Consider the following 20,874-nt stretch of genomic DNA (forward strand, 5'->3'; position numbering starts at 1 on the left):
TGCCGGCAATGGCCGCTCCAGCGCGCTGCGTGGCAATGGATACCCCTTTCGGTTTTCTGAGGTCATGGATATGCAGCGCGCATCAACAGTTGACCGCTATGGTCGCCTGTCCATCATCATGCATTGGAGCATGGTCGTTCTGTTCGTCGGCATTTATGCCTGTGTCGAATTGCGCGGGGCGTTACCCAAGGGGCATGCGCTCAAAGGCCCTTTGCTGGGTGGCCATGCGTTGCTGGGCATTGCGGTATTTGCGTTGGTCTGGCTGCGCTTGTTGGGGCGCCTCAGCCCGCGACCGCCCATTGTGCCCAAGCCGCCCGTCTGGCAGGCGGCGATGGCCAACGCCACCCATCTGGCGCTGTATGGTTTGATGATCGCTACACCGCTGCTGGCTTGGCTGATGCTCGGCGCTGCCGGTAAGCCGTTGCCGTATTGGGGCTTCAGTCTGCCTTCGCCACTGTCCGCAGACCCCGCCCTGGCCAGGACATTGAAGGACTGGCATGAATGGGTTGGCAATGCAGGCTATGCACTGATCGGACTGCATGCTTGTGCAGGCCTGGTGCACCACTACTGGATCAAGGACAACACCCTCAAGCGCATGTTGCCGGAGTCATTTGGCGCGGGGACGCGGGACCGTAGCTGACGTCTCGAGCTGCCCGGACCGAGCAGGGCCATGACTACCAGCAGTATCGACACTATCGGCCAGACAATGCACGATTACATTGCAAGTGAAGGGAAGGTCACCGGGAGGCCTTGGTTTGCAGGTCGTACGCACTTAGCAGATCGTCAAACCGCGAGAATATTGCATCATCACCCAGTAGTTGTCTGATGTTGTATTGCGAACTGCTTGCAACATCCGGCATGACGTTGACGAGCACCATGCGTACGCCTTGGGCCTTCAGTGTGGCAGCGAGGCTGCGGATCGTTTCGGCTGCCGAATAGTCGACATCATCCACCGCCGAACAGTCGATGCAGAACCAGCGCAATCCAGATACTGCCTGGGTGACCAGTTGGGTGACTTCTTCAGCCAACTGGCGACTATTGGCGTAGTACATGCTGTGGGTGAAGCGGTAGATAAGCAGGCCAGGTCGTGCCTGGGCGCCACTGGACAAGACTTCGGGGTGCAGCTTGCCTGTCCCGGTAGATGCCAGCAGCACGTTCTTCGGATGATAGCCTCTGCGCAGATGGTCAATGATCGACAGCACCATCGCCAGAATGATGCCCTGTTTAACCCCGACGAACATCACAGTCAGGAGGGTAATCAGGGCAACCCAAAACTCATTCCGGCGCTCCACATAGATATTTTTCAGGCCTTTGAAGTCGGTCAGCTCGATGCCGATCATGAACACGACGGCTGCCAGGACGGATTCCGGCATGTAAGCCAAGGGCGCCGTAAGGAACAGCAGCACCATCAGTACAATAAGCGCGGTCACCAATAACGACAGTTGGCTGCGCCCGCCTGCGCTATCTACCATCTGCGTCTTGGTCGGGCTGCCATTGACCACGAAAGTTCCCGACAGCGCGGCCCCTAGATTGGCCAGCGTCAAACCGACCAGATCGGTATCTTCACTGAAGGCCTCGTTATAGCGGCTGGCATAGGCGCGCGAGGTGGCAGCGCTTTGCGCGAGAATCACCACGAACATGGCAAAGGCCGTTGGCAGCAGCTGGCTCAGCAGGTCCAGGCTCCATTGCACATTGGGTATCCCGAAGTGTGGAAGTCCGCCAGGTACCGTGCCAAGGACTGGCATGTAGGCGGCGAAGTTCAGCAGCCAACTGAGCGTAATCGCACCAACGACGGCAATCAGCGTTCCAGGAATTTTATGGGACAGTTTCCGGCTCCCGAGAATCACGACCAGCACGAGCAGGGCCACGGCAATTGCATGTCCGTTGAGCTGGTTCAGCCGTTGCAACGTTGACCAGAGATTACCCAGCACACCATGGCCCGCTTCCGGCAAGCCAAGCATTCCATCCAGCTGTCCGAGCGCGACTTGAATGCCTACGCCTGTCAAAAAACCTACGAGAACGGTGCGCGACAGAAAGTCCGCCATGAATCCCAGGCGCACCAGTCGGGCCAGAATCAACAGGCCGGCAGCCATCAGTGCAAGCAACTGGGCAAGCGCCAGGTATTCATCCGTGCCAGTCGCTGCGAGTCCAACCAGTGCCGCCGAAAGAATTGCAGCGGTCGCCGAGTCGGCGCCAACTACCAGGTGTCGTGACGAGCCAAACAGGGCAAACAACACCGTCGGGATGAGCATGGTATAGAGTCCGGTAACGACGGGCGTACCGGAAATTTTCGTGTAACCCATGACCTCTGGAATCGCCAGTGCTGCCAGGGTGAGGCCGGCGACAACTTCAGCGGGAATCTGCTTCAGGTCTAACGGCAGCAAGCCTTGCAGAATGGGCAGGTGGAGTCTTTTATGCGCAGTGGTTTCGGCCATTTCTCATTGCTCCTCGACCAGCACGTGCACGCGTCCGCTGTGCCTTGCCTTGACCAGTACCGCATGGTCGCGGGCTGTCTGGTCTGCATACAGCAGGGCGAAGTCGCCCACAGACCGGTCAAAGGCGTCGCCCTTGCCCAGGTTACCGCTGATGGTTGCAGCGTCGCCGGGCTTGGCGTGTGCGCGCGCCAAGGTCAAACCGCAGACCCATGACCACCCGTTGCCCTTGGTTGTGATACTGGCTCATGCCCGCATACGGCGCCAGCACCGAGTGACAGGACTCCTTGAACTGCAGGAATCAGTGGGGCATTCCCCTCGGAGAACATCAGCACGATGAAGCAGCAAGTGCCGACACTACCGATGCCCACGACCTTCAGCGCAGCGTCCACCATGCGCTAGCGGTCGAACCATACGCGGCGTTCTCCAGCAGCGTCTGGGTGTCCAGGCGCGAATACCAGACCTCAAGCGGGCTCATTTTCGAGTAGACGCGCAGATTCTCGCGGTAGGCGCGAAAGCAAGCGATGGCCGTGTCGCGTGCCACGGTGTCAGATATGCCATGTCGCGCGCGGCCACCGCGAAGCTCACGGCCAGGCGCAGGCGCCCGTCGATGGGTGTCGGTATCAAGACCCCGCGCTGCCAGACGGTTACCCCCGATACCAAAGCCACTCAAGCAGGCGCGGCCCTTTGAACTGAGCCCCGGCGTCGCGTGCTGTGCTGACGGTGTTCGCCCCGAGCATGATGGGAACCGTGCCACCTGGCTACCCTGCCTGCCTGTCAAGGGCGTAATCCTTGAAACCAGCCACCCGATTCCATGGAAGCACTGTACATGTCTATCGACTTCAGGCCTGCCCAAGCCTCGGAAGCGCACGATATTGCGCGCTTCTTTCAACTGACATCGGAGGGCATGGCCGATTACATATGGAGCAAGCTTGCCGCACCCGGAGAACCACTGCTGAGCGTTGGTGCGTCTCGCTATGCCAGGGAGCAGGGCGACTTCTCCTACAAGAACTGCCTGATGGCCACGTCCGAAGGGCGGGTAATCGGCATGATGCACAGCTATGCCTTGCACGAGACGCCTGAGCGGCCTGTCGAGACAGACCCGGTCCTCGCGCCTTATTCCGAAATGGAAATACCCGGCACCTTGTACATCTCCAGCCTGGCCCTGGATGAGGGCTGGCGCAGCCAGGGCCTGGGCGCCCAGTTTCTTCGCCATGCCCAGCAGCGCGCCGAGGGCGCTGGCCTGGATGGGCTGTGCTTGATCGATTATGCAGAAAACCACGGTGCGCGCCGCTTCTACGAGCGTCACGGTTTCCAGATTGTGAAAACCTGCCAGATCGTTGCGCACCCCATGCTGAGGGTCACCGGTGACGCCTATTTGATGTATCGCCCCAACCACCACGTGCTCGAGAAAAAATCATGAACCAGAAACTCACCGTGTTCCGCGAACTGGATATCCAACCGGTGCGCGACCTTCCTTTTTTTGCAGAGGTCGTGGAAGGCAGCCCCCATACGCTGACGTCCAGTTACTATCACGATGAACAGCAAGGTCGCATTTCCGGCGAATGGGAGGCCACTACCGGAGCGTGGCGCATCGACTACAAAGTCTGGGAGTTTTGCCATGTCCTGAGTGGCCGCTGCGTCATCGAGCTTGAGGGTTGCGCCCCCGTCACACTGGCCGCTGGCGATACGTTCATCATCGAACCGGGCGCCAAGGGTAAATGGACCGTGCTGGAAGACATGAAAAAGAACTTCGTGATCCTCGTGCCCACGAACTAGGACCGTTCTCCCCGGTTGACAGCTGGCTGCATCACGCCAGCCAGTATCGCCATGGCCGGCGCCTGAATCCTGTATCAGGCCTGCACGCGCACGGCTGTTCAGCATCGTCGAAGTCTTCCTGTCGACGAGAAACACAACGTGAACCTCGGAACGATCATCCTCCGTAGCCCGCTACTGGCCGCACCACATTGCCGTGGCCGACAGTCACAACTGCGTGGCCCGCGCGCAGCTGGAACGGTGCTGCAGGAGGGTGATCCATGCCAGCAAAATACCCTGTCCGCTTCGCTGCTACGTACAGCATCCTTCGATGTTAAAATCTATACAAGACCAGTAAAATATCTGTACATTGTGCTAGTGTTGTACAGTATTTCGACGTGTTCGAGGTCAGTATGGCGCACCCTGCTCGCTGGACCGCGCTTTGCCTGCTAGTGGTTGCCTTGTCAGCGGCGGCGGACTGGCGGGCGGAATTGCCAGCTGCGCAACGGCTGGGTGCCGGTGAGTTCACCTGGTTTGGCCTGCGTCTCTACACAGCTCAATTGTGGACAGTAGGTCCTGTTCATGACTGGAACCAGCCTTTCGCCCTTGAGCTGCTGTACCACCGCTCGCTGTCCAGGGACACCTTGGTGCAGGCCAGCCTCGAGGAAATGCGCCGCCTCGACACGGGCAGCATGACGCCGCAGCAACGTGCCGCGTGGACCGATGCCATTGAGCAGGCATTCGTCGACGTGCATGCCGGCACGCGCATTACGGGCCTGTACCTGCCGGGGCAGGGCTGTCGCTTCTACGTCGATGGCAAGCTCAGCCGCGAAATTGCCGACCCGGCCTTTGCTCGCCAGTTCTTCGCCATCTGGCTCGACCCCCGCGCCAGGGATACCCAACTGCGTCAGCGCCTGCTTGGGCTGGCTGGCAACGACCGAGGACCATGAACATGTACAAGGCGCTGTTGCTGGCTTTCTGTGTGCTTCTGGGCAGCTGTGGCAATGTCGGTGTCGAGCAGTATGCCCAGCAGCAACCCAAACTGGACCTGGCTGCGTTCTTCTCGCGACCGGTGCAGGCCTGGGGGATGTTCCAGAAGCGTTCTGGCGAGGTGGTCAAGCGCTTCCACGTGCGCATCGACAGTCACCGCGAAGGTGAGCGTCTGATTCTCGACGAGCAGTTTCTCTATAGCGATGGCACACGCCAGCAACGTACCTGGACGCTGGTGCCTGACGGCCCCGGCCGCTGGCGCGGAACGGCGGGGGACGTGATCGGTGAGGCGCGAGGCGAAGTGGCAGGCAACGCGCTGCGATGGCGTTACCAGCTGGACCTGCCAGTTGACGGAAACCACTGGCAAGTAGACCTGGACGACTGGATGTATCTCATGGATGACGACACCCTGATCAACCGCTCGAGCATGAGCAAACTGGGCGTGGAGATAGGGCAGATCACCCTGTTCTTCCGCCGTCTGCCGGAGGGCACACCATGAACTTGATCGCGCTCACTCAACTGGTTTCGACCGGCGAGGCAAAGGAACTTGAACTGCTGTCGCTGGAAGGGGGCTTCTACCTCCTGCGCGCCTTGACTGACGTAGGTCCCGTGACCTTGAGCGATGCCCTCGGGCAGCCCGTTCGCGTGCGCTCCACGACTGAACTGAGGCATTTGCTCGGCGGCCTGCCCCCCGTGCCGTGCATGCTGGTACAGCAGGTGGTGCATGATGAGATGTGCGGGCAACGTGACGGCCCGATTGCGCCGCTGCGGCTGCCGATATCGCTCGCCAGCCAGTGGTAGCCTGAACGATGCGCCTGGGCCTGGTGCTGGGTGACCAGCTGTCGTTCGACCTAGCGAGCCTGGCCACGCTTGACCCTGCCCGCGATGCGATCCTGATGGCGGAAGTTGAGGGTGAGGCCCGGTACGTGCCGCACCATCCGATGAAGATCGTGCTGATCTTCAGTGCCATGCGGCACTTTGCCCAAGCCCTGCGGGAGCGGGGTTGGCAAGTGCATTATGTCGAGCTCGATGCTGACGGCAACAGCGGTAGCATCGTTGGCGAGTTGCGGCGCTGGCAACACGCCTTGGGTGCCACCCACATTCACCTGACCGAATGCGGGGAGTGGCGCCTGGAGCAGGCTTTGCGCGATGCCGGCTTGCCCCTGGTGTGGCATCGGGATACGCGTTTTCTATGCTCCCGCGAAGCCTTCGCGCGCTGGGCCGACACGCGTCGCCAACTGCGTATGGAGCACTTCTACCGTGGCATGCGCAAGCGAACCGGCCTGTTGATGGAGGCCGATGGCAGCCCGGCAGGTGGGGCCTGGAATTTTGATGGCGACAACCGCAAGCCGTTACCGCGCCAGCTGCGCGGGCCGTTCGCTGCGCATTTCGCGCAGGACGGGATCACGGCAGCGGTGGTCGCCCTGGTACGTCAGCGCTTCAGCGACCACTATGGAGCCATCGACGGCTTCGACTACCCGGTGACCCATGCCGAGGCACGTCAGCTGTGGCAACATTTTCTGGACTTCGGGATGGCGGCCTTCGGTGACTACCAGGACGCTATGGCCGAAGGCGAACCCTTCCTGTTCCATGCCCGCATCAGTGCGGCGCTCAACATCGGGCTGCTGGATCTGCGTTGCCTGTGCCAAGAGGTCGATAAAGCCTGGCGCGAGGGGCGGGTGCCGCTCAATGCAGCCGAAGGTTTCATCCGCCAGTTGATCGGCTGGCGCGAGTATGTGCGGGGCATCTACTGGCTGCGCATGCCGGAATATGCCGGGCTCAATCACCTGGGCAACGAGCGTGCGCTGCCGGCATTCTACTGGACCGGGCGCACCCGCATGCGCTGCATGGAGCAAGCTATCGGGCAGACCCTGCGATTGGGGTACGCCCACCATATCCAGCGGCTGATGGTGACCGGCAACTTCGCATTGCTGGCCGGTATCGTGCCTAGTGCGATTTGTGAATGGTACCTGGCGGTTTACATGGATGCCTTCGACTGGGTGGAGTTGCCCAACACGCTCGGCATGGTAATGCATGCCGATGGCGGCTACCTGGGGTCCAAGCCCTACTGCGCCAGTGGTCGTTACATCCAGCGCATGTCCAATCACTGCAAGGCGTGCAGCTACAGGGTCGACCAGGTGATCGAGGAAGAGGCCTGCCCGTTCAATGCCCTTTACTGGCATTTCCTCATCCGACATCGGCCTCAGCTCTCGGCCAATCCGAGGCTGGCGCTGGTCTATCGTAGCCTCGATCACATGTCGGCCGACCGTCGCGATGCGGTGTGGCAGCGTGGCCAGGTACTGTTGGCCCGGCTCGATGCCGCGCAAACCCCATGAGAAAGCGGGTTGCCCTGACCGGGTATGGATGTTCAGTCAGCGCTCGGCCTGCCCCAGTTGCCGACGCAACTCAGCCACTTCAGCTTCCAGCTCGCGTACCTTCTCCTCAGCGAAAATCTGTGCTGTGACGTCGCGCTGAATGCCGATGTAGTACGTCAGCTGGTCCGCCTCGTTGCGCACGGGCGTGATCGATAATTCGTTCCAGAACAGGCTACCGTCCTTGCGGTAGTTGCGCAGCACCTGGCGGCAGGGCCTGCCTTCGCGGATCGCCTTGCGGATGACTGCAAGGCTCTCCTGGTCATGATCCTCGCCCTGAAGAAAGCGGCAGTCCTGATAGAGGATGTCGTCCGCGTAGTACCCGGTGAGCTGCTGGAAAGCGGGGTTGACGTAGATGAGGATGCTGTCATCGCCTTCCTGCTCGGCGACGACGATGCCATCGTTTGACTGCTCAACCATCAGTTGCAGGAGTTTCGCGTTTATCATGGGGCCACCCTACAGGCGTTTCGTGTGCGATATGCGCAGCGTAGCTTCTATGCAGAAGGTTTCGGCGACGTGTGTTGCATCATGAACCAAGACGGCTCAGCGCAGAAGGCGCATATGGGTTTAGAATGTTTCACCCACTGGATGCCCCCGTTATGACTGACGCCACTTCACCCGACCTGCTACCGATGCGCGATGTGGTCAGCTTGACCGGCGTCAACCCGGTGACCTTGCGTGCCTGGGAGCGGCGCCATGGCTTGATCAGTCCGCAGCGCACCGAGGGCGGCCATCGCCTGTACACGGCGCGGGATGTCCAGCGCATACGCGACATCTTGCGTTGGACTGGCAACGGCGTGCCGATCAGCAGGGTCGGCGAAAGGCTCGCAGGCCAGCCTGAGGTCCCTGCCCAGCAGCTCCCGGCCTTTGACCAATGGCGCGCCAGCGTGGCGCGCGCCTCCAAGGCTTTCGATGCAACGGCGCTTGAAGGCATACATGGGCAGTTGTGCACACTTTTCCCCACGGCCACCGTCCTGCGGCAAGTGCTGATGCCGGTTTGGCACGACTTGGCTGCAGGGGCTGCGCCAGGTGAGCGCAGCCAATGGCTGTTTCTCGACACGTTCTTGCGCGCACGCTTGCTGCTGCGTCTGCAAATGAACCAGGCCGATGCGCCGCGAGTGTTGCTGGCCGCTACCGAGGGGCAAGCCGAACTCAAGGTCCTGTGCGCCGGGCTACTGTTGAGCAGTGCGCAGCAGCGTATCGAAGTGCTCGGTTGCGGGCAGCCGCTGGATGAGCTCCCTATCGTGTGTGCGGCGATGCGGCCTGCGGCTCTGGTAATAAAAGTCCAGGCCCCGCTGAGCCCCGCCTTGACCAGGCGCTTGCGCACGTTGCAGATGGAAATCGAATGCCCGCTGGCCCTGGTTGGCGAGGGGCTTGCCGATACTCAGCCCGCCTTGAGTGAAATCCCCCTGGGTCTGCTGGACGAGGCTAGCGCTGACGCCGCGCGCATGCTGAACGCCTTGCACCGTGGCGCCCTCGACCTTTGATCGATGGGCTTGCTTCTGGACACCACCTCGTCTGCCAGAACAGCTCAGGATTCAACGGCGCAAAAAACAGCGCGTACTCAATAGCGCTTGATCACAGACTATCGGGATCGCCAAAGAACATTTGTATCCTCGACCTCAACCAGCGTTCCGCCGGGTCGTTGTCCTGCGCCCCGCGCCAGGCCATGTGCAGCTCGAACGAGCGCACGTCCAGCGGCAGGTCCTCAGCCCGCAAGCCTCCCGCCGAGGTCAAGGCATCGGCCGTATAGTCCGGCACCGTGGCGACGATATCGGTCCCCGCCAGCAAACTCCCCAGGCCATTGAACTGCGGTACCGCCAGCACCACATGGCGCTTGCGGCCTATCTCCTCCAGCGCCTCGTCGATGAAGCCCGACAGGTCCCCGGCAAACGACACCAGTGCATGCGGCCGCGCGCAGAAGTCGTCGAGGGTGATGCTGCCCGGCACGCTGTCGGCGCGCAGCAGCTTGGGCTTGCTGCGCCGCAGCACCTTGCGCTTGGCGTTGGCTGGCAGTTCGCTGGTATAGCTGACGCCCACGGAGATTTCGCCCGAGGCCAGCAGGGTTGGCATCAACAGGTAATTGACCCGACGTACCACCAGGACGATGCCGGGGGCTTCGGCCCGGATGCGCTTGAGCAATTGCGGCAGCAAGGCGAATTCGGCGTCGTCCGACAGGCCGATGCGGAACACTGCGTTGCTGGTGGCCGGGTCGAACTCGGCGGCGCGGCTGACGGCGGTGGAGATCGAATCCAGCGCCGGTGACAGCAGGGCGAAGATTTCATGAGCGCGTGCCGACGGCTCCATGCTGCGGCCGGTACGCACGAACAGTGGGTCGTCGAACAGGTTGCGCAGGCGCGACAGGGCCGCGCTGATTGCCGGCTGGCCGAGGAACAGCTTCTCGGCAGCGCGGGTCACGCTACGCTCATGCATGAGGGTTTCGAACACGATCAGCAGGTTGAGGTCTACGCGACGCAGGTCGTTTCGATTCATCGGTGCGCTTCGCCTAAAGTGGGGCAGGGGTGAATCTTAAGGCCAAAGGCTGTTACCCTGCACCGATTTCCGGGGGCCAATGCACAGGAAAGTCAGGTGCCCAATCGATGACAGGCATGTCGACTATTAATAGCCACTGATGGTCTAACCGCAAAAGCCCGGATAAAGTCCGTGGTAATACGAGATTCACACAGGCGAGGTATGCGATGTCCCGCATGATCCGTTTCCACAAGTTCGGCGCTGCCGATGTGCTCCGTTGCGAGGAGCAGGCCGAACCGTCACCTGCCGTCGGCGAGGTGCAGATCCGCGTCGAGGCGATCGGCGTAAGCTGGTATGACGTGCTCTGGCGGCAGAACCTGGCGCCTTCCCAAGCCCGTCTGCCGGCAGGGATCGGCCACGAGATGGCCGGTGTGGTGACTGCGGTCGGCGAAGGCGTCGATGACATCGCAGTGGGCGACCGGGTCGCCAGTTTCCCGGCCACCAGCGCCAACGATCACCCGGTGTATGGTGACGTCATCGTGCTGCCGCGCACCGCCATCACCCGCTATCCGGACCTGCTCTCGCCGATCGAGGCCAGCGTGCACTACACGCCGCTTTTGATCGCCTATTTCGCCTACGTCGACCTGGCACGCGCCAAGGCCGGGCAGACCGCGCTGGTCACCGATGCCAGCCATTGTGCCGGGCCGGCCTTCGTGCAACTGGGCAAGGCGCTCGGCCTCAAGGTGTTCGCCGCCACCCGCGAGCCCGAGCAACGTGACTACCTGCTGGGCCTGGGGGCCGACAAGGTGATCGTCACCGAGGAGCAGGACTTGCTCATGCAGGTTGGCAAGTACACCGATGGGCGCGGCGTGGACATGGTCCTCGATGGCATGGGCGGGCCGCAGATGTCGCTGCTGGGCGATGTGCTGGCGCCGCGCGGCAGCCTGGTGCTGTATGGCCTGCAGGGGGGCAACCAGACACCGTTTCCGGCCTGCGCGGCGTTCCAGAAGAACATCCAGTTTTACGTGCACTGTATCGGCAACTTCACCGGCAAGCCGGAACTGGGCATCAGCCAGGATCAGGTGGCGCTGCAACGGGCCTTGCGCGATATCAACCAGTTCACCGCCGATCAGTTGCTGACACCGCAGATCATCAAGGTGTATCCATTCGCCAAGGTGGTCGAGGCCCATCGGTACATGGACGAGTGCCCATGTGGCGGGCGGGTGGTGCTGGACATGGCTACGGCCTGAAGCACGTTTGGTAATGATAAAACCGGGCTGATGCCCGGTTTTTTGCATGATGGCTGGTTATATTTACCTGGACTGCGGCCATGAACTTTGTAAATAGATGTTGCCTCAAGCAACGTGGCAGTGTTGTCAAGTGACGTTTCCGCGCTGTGCGGGTTGTGTTTGCCGATTTCTGAATGGTGTTTTCAGCAAGATCTGTATCTTTAAATCCTTAGTCAACGCTCGATAATGGCGTATCGATAGTTGGCGCAAGGAGCGTGCAGTGGAGAACAACAGGCACAGCAGTGCGCGTTTGAAGGCGAGGGTAAGTCCATGGAAGGGTTCATGTTTTGCGTTAGTGGAACGACAGCGTATTACAACTTCGAAGTTTCCCGAATTTTTGTAGGAAGTTTCCTCAAATTAAATCCGCTGTACTAAATCCTGAGCAGCGCGTTTTGTTGTGAAATGAAGTTGTGAGGTAACGCCGTGAGCATTGTGCACGACCAGGCTATGCACTTTATCTACCAACAGGTGCTGGAACGCCTGTTGAGCCATATGTCGAAGGAGCAACGCGCATCCCTGCAGTTATTGATACAGCGATTGCTGGTGGCCGCTGGCGGGCCGGAATATATCGGTACGTTCAGGTTGCTGGTGGTACACGGGGCGGATCGCCGTAGTGCCCGGCTATTGGCGATTTTGCGGGCCGCCCAGCTGAGCATTGCCTTGCGAGCACCGGTCACCTTCAAGTTACGGGTGTTGGTGGCCTGTTTGCCGACAGCCAGCAGCGCCGTGCTGGAGCAGCACGAGCGCACCTTCAGCGCCTTGTTCATGCATGACGACCCACGGGTGCTGTTGCAGATGGTCGAGGGCGCCGACGTGGTGCCGTTCTGTCGCCGCGCCGATGCCGCAGCCCGGCAGTCGCCGTTGACACGCGAAGCGTTGCTCTTGTTCGGTCACCTGGTCGATGCGCGCCCGCAAGCGTTGCTGGGGAGCCGCACCCACCTGGAACTGGCCGATGCCGTTCGCCGGGCACTGGCCGAGTACCCGGGTGCCGATGCACTGGTCACCGCCGTGCCCGCCGGTCAGCGACGGCGCTTTGCGGCCTGGGCCCGGCGCAGCCTGCGCCTGGCAGGTGCCACCCGCCTTGGCTCGCCGCATCAATGCGTCGATAGCCTGGCCAGGGGGCTGGGCCAGTTGCATGCCGCCGCCGATTCACCGGGTGTGGCCATCGCGGTGTCCGATAGCACCCGCTCAAGGGCATTGCCGATGCGGGTCATCGTGATCGACGATCTGTTGGCCCAGTTGCTCAGCGACGGCCAGCTGGACGTGATCCTGGGTTGCGGCCTCGAGGGTATACAGGAAGGCCCGCCGCTGGCGGCGTTTGTCGACCCTCTGGCGCTGGCGCAGCTGCCAGAAACAGGCGCTCGCGGACAGTCGCCTGACGCGCCCCGGTTCAGCCAGGGCGACCCAGCCGGGTCGCAGGCGCTGCAGCCGAGGCGCCTGGCCAAGGGCTACGGGCTTGAGCAGACCCAGGTCGCCTGTATGTTGTACCGGCCGTTTTGCGACCAGGGGGCGGGTCTGGAGCGGTTTCTGCAGTGTTGTCACGCTGACATGCTGGTCGCGTTGCCCTACCTGCATCGGGCCTTGCAGGGCAAGTCCTGCCCTGATGCCGTCAAGGACTGGATCGTCAACACCAGCGGCTTGCAGTTGGCACAGTTGCGCATGGTCTACAAGGGGCGGTTGGGCACGGGAGTACGGCGTTTGCTCGCCAACCTGGCAAGGCGCGATGTGCAGTTGCGGTTGCTGAGCCGTCCTGCGCCGTTCAAGGCCTCATCCTGATGGGCCGTGAATTCGCCTATCAGGTGGTGTACCGCTATCTGGTCGCCTTGATCGACGAAGCCGAGCGGGGAGGGCAGCCGCGCTTGCCTTCGCTGAGGGCCTTGTCCAGACGCCTGGGGGTTTCGTTGGCCACGGTGCAAGCGGCCTACAGCCTGCTCGAGCATGAAGGGCGGGTACATTCGGTGCCAAAATCCGGCTATTTCGCCCAGGTTGGCCCGCAAGCCGGCCGGGCCGACGTGGCCCAGGCGCTGCCCGCGCAGCCGCTGCTGCGCGCACTGTTCGCCCATGAGCGGCGCCTGGGGCGGCTGCGTACGCAACCCGCGCGGGGGCTGGGCGGGCCACGCCTGCGTGATGCCCTGGCCGAACGCTATACGCGCGCTTCGCGTCAGTACTGGCGGCCTGAGGATGTGCACCTGGGCCCGGATGTGCAGGCGTTGCTGGAAACGCTGCTGCTGGCGTTGGGGCTGCGTGGCTGTGCCGTGGTGGTCGCTTCACCCTGCTGCTGGCGGATCCTGCGGGTACTGCAACGCTGTGACATGCGGGTCCTCGAACTGCCGCTCGATAGCGGCGGCAGTCCGGATATCGGCAGCCTGTCCACGCTGCTGGGCTGTGAGCCGGTGCGCATGATGATCATGCCTTCGTGCCTGGGTTTTCCTGCCGGGCGCCTGATGCCCCAGCACGCCCAGCAGCAGATCGCCGAGCTGCTGGCGTTGCACCCGGTCTGGCTGCTGGAGAACGATCTCGACAGCGAGTTGTGTTTTTCCTTGCCTGTGGGGGCTCGGCTGCGTGACTGGGTTGACCCGCGCCGGCTACTGGTACTGGGTTCGCTGGAGGCAACCCTGGGGGCCGAGGTACCCTATGCCTATCTGTTGGGGTGCCACCCGGCGTTGGCCGATGCGGTCTCCCAGCGAGCCTTCCAGCTTGCCCCGCTGCGCCAGCAGGCGCTGGCGCAGATGATCAGTTCGGGCGAAATCGACCAGCACCTGGGGCGGATGCGCGGGGTGCTGCAGGGGCGTATGGCGCAACTTTGCCAGCATTTGAGGGCGGTGTTGGGGGCGCAGGTGGCGTTCGACATGCCTGATGGCGGGTACGCCTTGTGGGTGCGCTTGTCCCCGGAAAGTGTGGGCGCTCGAGCCGTGGCGGCGACAGCGGGCTCGGTACTACAGGTGCTGACCGGGGAGCAATTCAGCGTCCACGGGCGTTATCGGCAATTTCTGCTGCTGACCTGGTTGGGCGAGCAGCCCGGTACACTGATCGAGGCGCTGCAACGCCTGGGGCTGGCTTTGGCGGTTGACACCGTTCGTCGGTAGAGCGCCGCAATCAACCAGGGTGCTTGCCTGTGCAGGGGGTCTGTATGTATAAACAGTGTTCACTCTGGCTGCCTGACCCCGTCTTGTGATCGCTCACCCTGTCGCTGACCCGCTGTATTACCTGCACAACTTCCGCCAGGTACTGCAGTGGGTCGACTCACGTTACGCCGACCTGCTCGACGAGCAGGAGCGGGCCTTTCTCCATGCCTTTGCCAAACTGGCGCAGCCGGCCCAGGCGCTGATGGTGCGCATGGTGATGCGCAAGGGCGAGCTGTTTCGCTGTGACCGCCTGGACTATGCCGAGATCGGCGACTGCATGGCTGCCTTGCAACCGCTGTTGGCATTGGGTTGGGTGCGCGAGCCCGAGGTCCTGAGCCTTGAACAGCTGTTCGCGCTGTTGCGCAAGGATGAACTCGCCGCAGGTTTCGCTGGGCTGTTAAGCCGCCCGCGGGCGGCCAAAAGTGACCTGCTTGAGCAACTGCGACCGCTGTCGCTGGCCCCCAGGCCGTTGCGCGAGTGGTTTGCCCAGGCCCCGGTGGTTATCGTGCAATGGTGCCTGCAGCCACTGTGCGATCGCATGCGGCTGCTGTTTTTCGGCAACCTGTATCAAGACTGGTCGGAGTTTGTGCTGGCCGACCTGGGTGTGCTGCGTTTCGAGCAGGTCGCGTTCAGCCCTGACTCACGCGCTCTGCAGCAGCGCAGCGAGGTCGATCAGGCAATGGCGCTGCACCAATGTGGCGAGCGTCTGGAGCGGGGGGAAGACCCCGCTTCGATCCTCGCGTCACTGGCCGACCTGAGCTTCGACAATCCGTGGCTGGCGCGGCGCTATGGCCGGCTGCTGTTTGCCCTGGGCCAACAGTGCGAGCGCCTGGGTGACTGGGACCAGGCCCTGGCGGTGTATGCCCGCAGCAGCCATGCGCAAGCGCGTATCCGCCAGGTTCGCGTGTTCGAGCGCAGCGAGCGTTGGGAGCAGGCTTACGCCTATGCACGTGAGCTGGCGGCTGCACCGGCCAATGCCCTGGAAGTGCAAGCGCTGGATCGCATGTTGCCGCGGCTGGCACGCAAGCTCGGCGGGCCGGCGCAGCGCCGCCGGCGCGCAGCCCCCCTGGAACTGATCGAACTGGAGCTGCCACGCGAGCAGGCAGGGCTGGGTGTCGAGGAGGCCGTGCGGCAACACCTGGCGCAAGCGGGAGGGCAGGCGCATTACGTGGAAAACACGTTGTTCAACAGCCTGTTCGGCTTGTTGTGCTGGGAGGCGATCTTCGCTCCGGTTCCGGGGGCCTTCTTCAACCCGTTCCAGGCAGCGCCCCAGGACTTGCATGACAGCGACTTCCAGCACCGGCGTGCGGAACAGTTCCTGGCCTGCCTGGGGCGCCTGGACGATGGCTCCCATCGCCAGGCCATTCTCGACTGCTACGCGGCCAAGCAAGGTCTGCAATCGCCGTTCGTGTTCTGGCCCATGCTCAACGAAGTGCTGCTTGATGAAGCATTGGCGTGTCTGCCCGCCGCGCACTTGAAGCAGTGTTTCCTGCGCCTGTTGCAGGATATTCGCAACAACCGCGCCGGCATGCCTGACCTGATCCAGTTCTGGCCGGAGCAGCAGCGCTATCGGATGGTCGAGGTCAAGGGCCCGGGTGATCGCCTGCAAGACAATCAGCTGCGCTGGCTGGAGTTCTGCGCCGAACAGGGTTTGCCGGTTGCGGTCTGTCATGTGCGTTGGAGCGAGGCACCATGAGCTACCGCGTGGCAGTGCGGGCGTTGTGCGAGTTCAGCGCCAAGGTCGGTGACCTGGACCTGCGCTTTACCCCGTCCCCCACGGCCCAGGAAGGTATCGAAGGGCATCGCCGGGTGGTCGCCCGGCGCGCAGCAGGCTATGAGGCGGAAATTGCTCTTGAGGGTGAGTACCAGGGCCTGCTGGTACGCGGGCGTGCCGATGGCTACGACCCGGCCGCCAATCGCCTGGAAGAAATCAAGACCTACCGTGGCGACCTGGCCCGCCAGCCCGTCAATCACCGGCAGCTGCACTGGGCCCAGGCCAAGGTCTATGCCTGGCTACTGTGCCAGGCCCGACAGTTGCCGGCCATCGAGGTGGCGCTGGTCTACCTGGAGGTCGACAGCGACAGCCAGACGTTGATCAGCGAGTCCTGTCGCGCCGATGAACTGCAGCGCTTCTTCGACACCCAGTGCCAACGGTTTCTCGGCTGGGCCCAGGCCCAACAGCAGCGACTTGCCGAGCGCGACCAGGGTTTGCTGGGGTTGGGCTTTCCTTACCCGCAGTTTCGCCAGGGCCAGCGGCAACTGGCCGAAACCGTGTACAAGGCGGTCAGCACTGGCCGCTGCCTGATGGCGCAGGCCAGTACCGGCATCGGCAAGACCCTCGGCACCGTGTTCCCGCTACTCAAGGCGATGGTCCCGCAGAAGCTGGAAAAGGTGTTCTTCCTCACTGCAAAGACCCCCGGGCGGGCGCTGGCGCTTGACGCCCTGCGCCAGATCAGCGCGGGTTCGCCGCAGCCGGCCTTGCGCACCCTCGAGCTGATCGCCCGGGACAAGGCCTGCGAATACCCGGACAAAGCCTGCCATGGCGAGTCCTGCCCGTTGGCCCAAGGCTTCTACGACCGCCTCCCGGCCGCACGCGCGGCGGCGGCCTTGCGGCCCATGCTCGACCGCGCCGGCTTGCGCGAAGTGGCATTGGCGCATCAGATGTGCCCGTACTACCTCGGCCAGGAAATGGCCCGTTGGGTGGACGTACTGGTGGCCGACTACAACTACTATTTCGATGCCCACGCGTTGCTGTTCAGCCTGACCCAGCTCAACCAGTGGCGGGTTGCGGTGCTGGTGGACGAGGCGCACAACCTGGTGGAGCGCGGCCGCAGCATGTACAGCGCCAGCCTTGACCAGGGCCAGTTGCTCGCCTTGCGCCAAAGCAAGCCGCAAGGGCTCGGCAGTGCTCTGGACCGGCTGAACCGGCAGTGGAACGCGCTGTACAAGGAGCAGCGCGCGCCTTACCAGGCCAGCGACCAGTTGCCGGAGACCTTCCTGCGTGCCCTGCAGCACTGCATCGGGTTGATCCAGGAGCGCATGAATGAAAAGCCGGCCGAAGTCGATGCCCAGGTGCTGCAGTTTTTCTACCAGGCGCTGCAGTTCAGCCGGGTGGCGGAACTGTTCGGCGAGGATTTCCTGTTCGACGTCAGCCTGCGCGAGGGCTCGCGCAAACGGCGCCTGGCCAGCCTGTGCCTGCGTAACGTCACCCCGGCCCGGTTGCTTGCGCCGCGCATGCAGGCCGCGCGCAGTGTGGCGCTGTTTTCCGCCACCTTGAGCCCGAGGCCATTCTACGCCGACCTGCTCGGCATGCCTGCGGACTCCGCCTGGCTGGATGTGGCGGCGCCGTTCCGTGCCGAGCAGCTCGAAGTGCGCATCGCCAGCCAGGTCTCGACTCGCTATCGCGAACGCCAGGCCTCACTGGCGCCGATCACCGAGCTGATTGCCGAGCAGTATCAGCGCCAGCCAGGTAACTACCTGGCGTTCTTCAGCAGTTTCGAATACCTGCAGCAGGTAGCCCAGCGGGTCGCCGAGCGCTATCCGGGCATCCCGCTCTGGGCGCAGGCGCCGGGCATGGATGAAGGCGCGCGCCAGGGCTTTCTTGATCGCTTCGTCGCGCACGGGCAGGGCGTAGGCTTTGCCGTGCTCGGTGGCGCGTTCGGCGAAGGTGTCGACTTGCCTGGCACGCGCCTGATCGGCGCCTTCGTCGCCACCCTTGGCCTGCCCCAGGTCAACCCGGTCAACGAACAGTTCAGGCAACGTCTGCAGCGGCAGTTTGGCGCCGGTTTCGACTACGCCTACCTTTACCCCGGCGTGCGCAAGGTCATCCAGGCTGCCGGGCGTGTCATTCGTGGCGATCAGGACCGCGGTGTGCTGGTGCTGATCGACGAACGTTTCGCCGAGCCCCGGGTGCAGCAGATGTTTCCGGCATGGTGGCAGGTGGCCGTTAAATAATCCCGGGTGGCCCCATCGCACGGCACTGCAACTCCCAGTACACTGCGTGTTCCAACACCAACATCCGTTGAACTCGAGGTTTTTGCATGACGCTCAGTCCTTTGGCAGGCAAGCCGGCTCCGGCCAGCGTGCTGGTCGATATTCCCCGCCTGCTCACCGCCTATTACACCGGCCGCCCCGACGCCGCCGTGGCGGCCCAGCGCGTGGCCTTCGGCACTTCGGGGCACCGGGGCAGCTCGTTCGACCTGAGTTTCAACGAGCACCACGTGCTGGCGATCACCCAGGCCATCTGCCTGTACCGCCAGGAAAAGGGCATCGACGGCCCGCTGTTCATCGGCGCCGACACCCACGCGTTGTCCGCGCCGGCCGCAGCCAGTGCACTGGAAGTGCTGGCCGCCAATGGCGTGCAGGTGATGCTGTCCAAGGATGACGAATACACCCCGACACCCGCGGTGTCCCATGCCATCCTCTGCTACAACCGGGGCCGCAGCCAGGGCCTGGCCGATGGCATCGTCATCACCCCGTCGCACAACCCGCCACAGAGTGGCGGCTTCAAGTACAACCCGCCCAACGGCGGCCCGGCCGACAGCGACGTGACCAAGTGGATCGAGGCCAAGGCCAACGAACTGCTGGCTGCGAACCTTGCCGGGGTCAAGCGCATGGCCTATGCCCAGGCGCTGCAGGCTGCCACCACCCAGCGCCATGACTACGTGGCCAACTACGTGGCCGACCTGGAAAACGTCATCGATTTCGACGTCATTCGTGGCGCCAACCTGCGCCTGGGCGTCGATCCGCTGGGTGGGGCAGGGGTGCGCTACTGGTCGGCGATCGCCGAGCGCTACCAGCTGAACCTGGAAGTGGTGAACACCGAAGTCGACCCGACCTTCCGCTTCATGAGCGTGGACTGGGACGGGCAGATCCGCATGGATCCGTCCTCGCCCTACGCCATGCAGGGCCTGATTGGTCTGCGTGATCGCTTCGACGTGGCTTTCGCCTGTGACCCGGACCACGACCGCCACGGTATCGTCACCGCCGATGGCCTGTTGCAGCCGAACAACTACCTGGCCGTGGCCATCGACTACCTGTACCGCAACCGCCCGCAATGGCGCAGCGACGCAGCGGTGGGCAAGACCGTGGTGTCCAGCGGCCTGATCGACCGCGTCACCGAGCGCCTGGGCCGTGAGCTGTATGAAGTGCCGGTGGGCTTCAAGTTCTTCGCCCAGGGCCTGTTCGACGGCTCGCTCGGCTTTGGTGGTGAGGAGAGTGCCGGTGCCTCGTTCCTGCGCAAGGACGGCACGGTCTGGGCAACTGACAAGGACGGCCTGATCCCGGCGCTGCTGGCGGCCGAGATGACCGCCCGCACCGGTCGTAACCCGAGCCAGGCCTACAACGACTTGACCGCGGCGCTGGGCAAGCCATACGCCACCCGCGTCGAGGCCAAGGCCGATGCCCGGCAGAAGGCCGCCCTGAGCAAACTGGCACCGCAGCAGGTGCAGTCGACCGAACTGGCGGGAGAGCCGATCGTGCAGATCCTCAGCCAGGCGCCGGGCAATGGCCAGGCGATTGGTGGCCTGAAGGTGATGACCGCCAATGGCTGGTTTGCTGCGCGGCCTTCGGGCACGGAAGACATCTACAAGATCTACGCCGAGAGCTTTGTCGACGAGGCGCACCTCAAGCGCCTGGTGGAAGAGGCGCAGGTGCTGGTGGATGCGGCGATTGCCTGATTGATATGAAAGGGGCCGCAGTGCGGCCCCTTCCAGTTATGCAACATCGACCAGGACGATTTCGCTGTCCTCGATCGCGGTCACTCGCAACAGGTCTTCCTGCTCGATCGCCACGCCATCCCGTCCCTTGGCACGCAGTCCATTGACCTCCACCAGCCCCTTGGCCGGCACCAGGTAACCCCGGCGCCCGGCATCGAAGCGGTATTCAGCGGTTTCGCCAGCCCGCAATGTCGCCGCCACCAGCCGTGCGTCGGTACGGATCTGCAGGCTGTCTTCATCACCGGCTCGGCCGCTGGCCAGGGTCACGAAGCCCTCGCCGCGCTCACCTTTGGGGAACGGGCGGGTGCCCCACGACGGTGCATCGCCAACCTTCTCCGGCACGATCCAGATCTGGAAGATGCGGGTGTCGACCTCTTCGAGGTTGTACTCGCTGTGCACGATGCCGCTTCCCGCGCTCATCACCTGCACGTCGCCAGCTTCGGTGCGGCCTTTGTTGCCGAGGCTGTCCTGGTGGGTAATGGCGCCTTCACGCACGTAGGTGATGATTTCCATGTCGCGGTGCGGGTGTGGTGGGAAGCCGCTGCCGGCGGCGATCAGGTCATCGTTCCACACCCGCAGGTTGCCCCAGTGCATGCGCGCCGGGTCATAGTATTCGGCGAACGAGAAGTGGTGGTGAGCGTCGAGCCAGCCGTGGTTGGCGTGGCCGAGGCCTTCGAACGGTCGCAGTTGCAGCATGGTCGTGCTCCTTGAGTCAGTGGAAT

18 protein-coding genes and 2 pseudogenes are annotated in these 20,874 nt (G+C 63.0%); 14 read left to right on the top strand and 6 right to left on the bottom strand.

The window, feature by feature from the left end; genetic code table 11:
• The first annotated feature begins 70 nt into the window (after positions 1-70).
• Complete coding sequence (locus HU738_RS12400; RefSeq protein WP_186602705.1) at positions 71-640, top strand: cytochrome b; 570 nt, start codon at positions 71-73, stop codon at positions 638-640.
• 97 nt (positions 641-737) lie between these two features.
• Here the strand turns inward: HU738_RS12400 and HU738_RS12405 are convergent, their stop codons facing one another.
• The 3 genes and pseudogenes from HU738_RS12405 to HU738_RS26200 form a co-directional block, all read right to left on the bottom strand.
• Complete coding sequence (locus tag HU738_RS12405; protein ID WP_186602703.1) at positions 738-2,435, bottom strand: SulP family inorganic anion transporter; 1,698 nt, start codon at positions 2,433-2,435, stop codon at positions 738-740.
• A 3-nt stretch (positions 2,436-2,438) separates the two neighbouring features.
• Positions 2,439-2,682 (bottom strand): annotated as a pseudogene (locus HU738_RS25985) (DUF2252 family protein).
• Between the two features lie 94 nt (positions 2,683-2,776).
• Positions 2,777-2,827, bottom strand: a pseudogene (locus HU738_RS26200) (hypothetical protein); the annotation flags it as partial.
• A gap of 434 nt (positions 2,828-3,261) precedes the next feature.
• Between HU738_RS26200 and HU738_RS12415 the strand changes: the two are divergent.
• From HU738_RS12415 to HU738_RS12440, 6 genes are all read left to right on the top strand, one after another.
• Entirely contained in the window at positions 3,262-3,855 is a 594-nt protein-coding gene (locus HU738_RS12415) for a GNAT family N-acetyltransferase (protein WP_225923450.1), read from the top strand.
• On the top strand, positions 3,852-4,211 hold the full coding sequence (locus tag HU738_RS12420; RefSeq protein ID WP_186602699.1) for a cupin domain-containing protein: 360 nt from the start codon (positions 3,852-3,854) through the stop codon (positions 4,209-4,211). Before HU738_RS12415 ends, HU738_RS12420 begins: the two co-directional genes overlap by 4 nt.
• 389 nt (positions 4,212-4,600) lie before the next feature.
• Positions 4,601-5,137, top strand: coding sequence for a chalcone isomerase family protein (locus HU738_RS12425; RefSeq protein WP_186602697.1), 537 nt, complete (start codon positions 4,601-4,603; stop codon positions 5,135-5,137).
• Positions 5,138-5,139: 2 nt separating this feature from the next.
• Positions 5,140-5,676 carry a DUF3833 domain-containing protein gene (locus HU738_RS12430; RefSeq protein WP_176506755.1) on the top strand — a complete coding sequence of 179 codons (537 nt, stop codon included), beginning with the start codon at positions 5,140-5,142 and terminating at the stop codon, positions 5,674-5,676.
• Complete coding sequence (locus HU738_RS12435) at positions 5,673-5,978, top strand: DUF6482 family protein (protein WP_152958277.1); 306 nt, start codon at positions 5,673-5,675, stop codon at positions 5,976-5,978. The genes HU738_RS12430 and HU738_RS12435 overlap by 4 nt, the downstream gene beginning before the upstream one ends.
• Positions 5,979-5,986: 8 nt before the next feature.
• Positions 5,987-7,513: a cryptochrome/photolyase family protein gene (locus HU738_RS12440; RefSeq protein WP_186602695.1), complete on the top strand. Its 1,527-nt coding sequence runs from the start codon at positions 5,987-5,989 to the stop codon at positions 7,511-7,513.
• A gap of 36 nt (positions 7,514-7,549) precedes the next feature.
• Here HU738_RS12440 and HU738_RS12445 read toward each other — a convergent pair whose 3' ends face one another.
• Complete coding sequence (locus HU738_RS12445) at positions 7,550-7,996, bottom strand: PAS domain S-box protein (RefSeq protein ID WP_186602693.1); 447 nt, start codon at positions 7,994-7,996, stop codon at positions 7,550-7,552.
• A 152-nt stretch (positions 7,997-8,148) separates the two neighbouring features.
• On the opposite strand from HU738_RS12445, the gene HU738_RS12450 reads away from it, so the two are divergent.
• Positions 8,149-9,036 carry a MerR family transcriptional regulator gene (locus HU738_RS12450; protein ID WP_186602691.1) on the top strand — a complete coding sequence of 296 codons (888 nt, stop codon included), beginning with the start codon at positions 8,149-8,151 and terminating at the stop codon, positions 9,034-9,036.
• Between the two features lie 91 nt (positions 9,037-9,127).
• On the opposite strand, the gene HU738_RS12455 is transcribed toward HU738_RS12450, so the two are convergent.
• Positions 9,128-10,042 (bottom strand): LysR family transcriptional regulator, encoded by a 915-nt coding sequence (locus HU738_RS12455; RefSeq protein WP_225923451.1) that lies wholly within the window; start codon positions 10,040-10,042, stop codon positions 9,128-9,130.
• A 206-nt stretch (positions 10,043-10,248) separates the two neighbouring features.
• Here HU738_RS12455 and HU738_RS12460 point away from each other — a divergent pair, with 206 nt between their 5' ends.
• The 6 genes from HU738_RS12460 to pgm all read left to right on the top strand — a co-directional run bounded on the left by HU738_RS12460 (position 10,249) and on the right by pgm (position 20,113).
• Positions 10,249-11,271, top strand: a complete 1,023-nt coding sequence (locus HU738_RS12460) for a zinc-dependent alcohol dehydrogenase family protein (RefSeq protein WP_054887706.1) — start codon at positions 10,249-10,251, stop codon at positions 11,269-11,271.
• 462 nt (positions 11,272-11,733) lie between these two features.
• Positions 11,734-13,086 (top strand): hypothetical protein, encoded by a 1,353-nt coding sequence (locus HU738_RS12465; protein ID WP_186602689.1) that lies wholly within the window; start codon positions 11,734-11,736, stop codon positions 13,084-13,086.
• Positions 13,086-14,396, top strand: a complete 1,311-nt coding sequence (locus HU738_RS12470; protein WP_186602687.1) for an aminotransferase class I/II-fold pyridoxal phosphate-dependent enzyme — start codon at positions 13,086-13,088, stop codon at positions 14,394-14,396. The genes HU738_RS12465 and HU738_RS12470 overlap by 1 nt, the downstream gene beginning before the upstream one ends.
• 85 nt (positions 14,397-14,481) lie before the next feature.
• Positions 14,482-16,131, top strand: coding sequence for a VRR-NUC domain-containing protein (locus tag HU738_RS12475; protein WP_186602685.1), 1,650 nt, complete (start codon positions 14,482-14,484; stop codon positions 16,129-16,131).
• Positions 16,128-18,389: an ATP-dependent DNA helicase gene (locus tag HU738_RS12480; protein WP_186602683.1), complete on the top strand. Its 2,262-nt coding sequence runs from the start codon at positions 16,128-16,130 to the stop codon at positions 18,387-18,389. The genes HU738_RS12475 and HU738_RS12480 overlap by 4 nt, the downstream gene beginning before the upstream one ends.
• Before the next feature lie 86 nt (positions 18,390-18,475).
• The gene (gene pgm / locus HU738_RS12485; protein ID WP_186602681.1) at positions 18,476-20,113 is read left to right on the top strand and encodes a phosphoglucomutase (alpha-D-glucose-1,6-bisphosphate-dependent); all 1,638 of its coding nucleotides are present in this window, start codon (positions 18,476-18,478) and stop codon (positions 20,111-20,113) included.
• A gap of 36 nt (positions 20,114-20,149) precedes the next feature.
• Here pgm and HU738_RS12490 read toward each other — a convergent pair whose 3' ends face one another.
• Entirely contained in the window at positions 20,150-20,848 is a 699-nt protein-coding gene (locus HU738_RS12490) for a pirin family protein (protein ID WP_176506708.1), read from the bottom strand.
• Positions 20,849-20,874: the final 26 nt, after the last annotated feature.

The sequence above is a fragment of the Pseudomonas vlassakiae genome (genome assembly GCF_014269035.2).
GTDB classification, from domain to species: Bacteria; Pseudomonadota; Gammaproteobacteria; order Pseudomonadales; family Pseudomonadaceae; genus Aquipseudomonas; species Aquipseudomonas vlassakiae.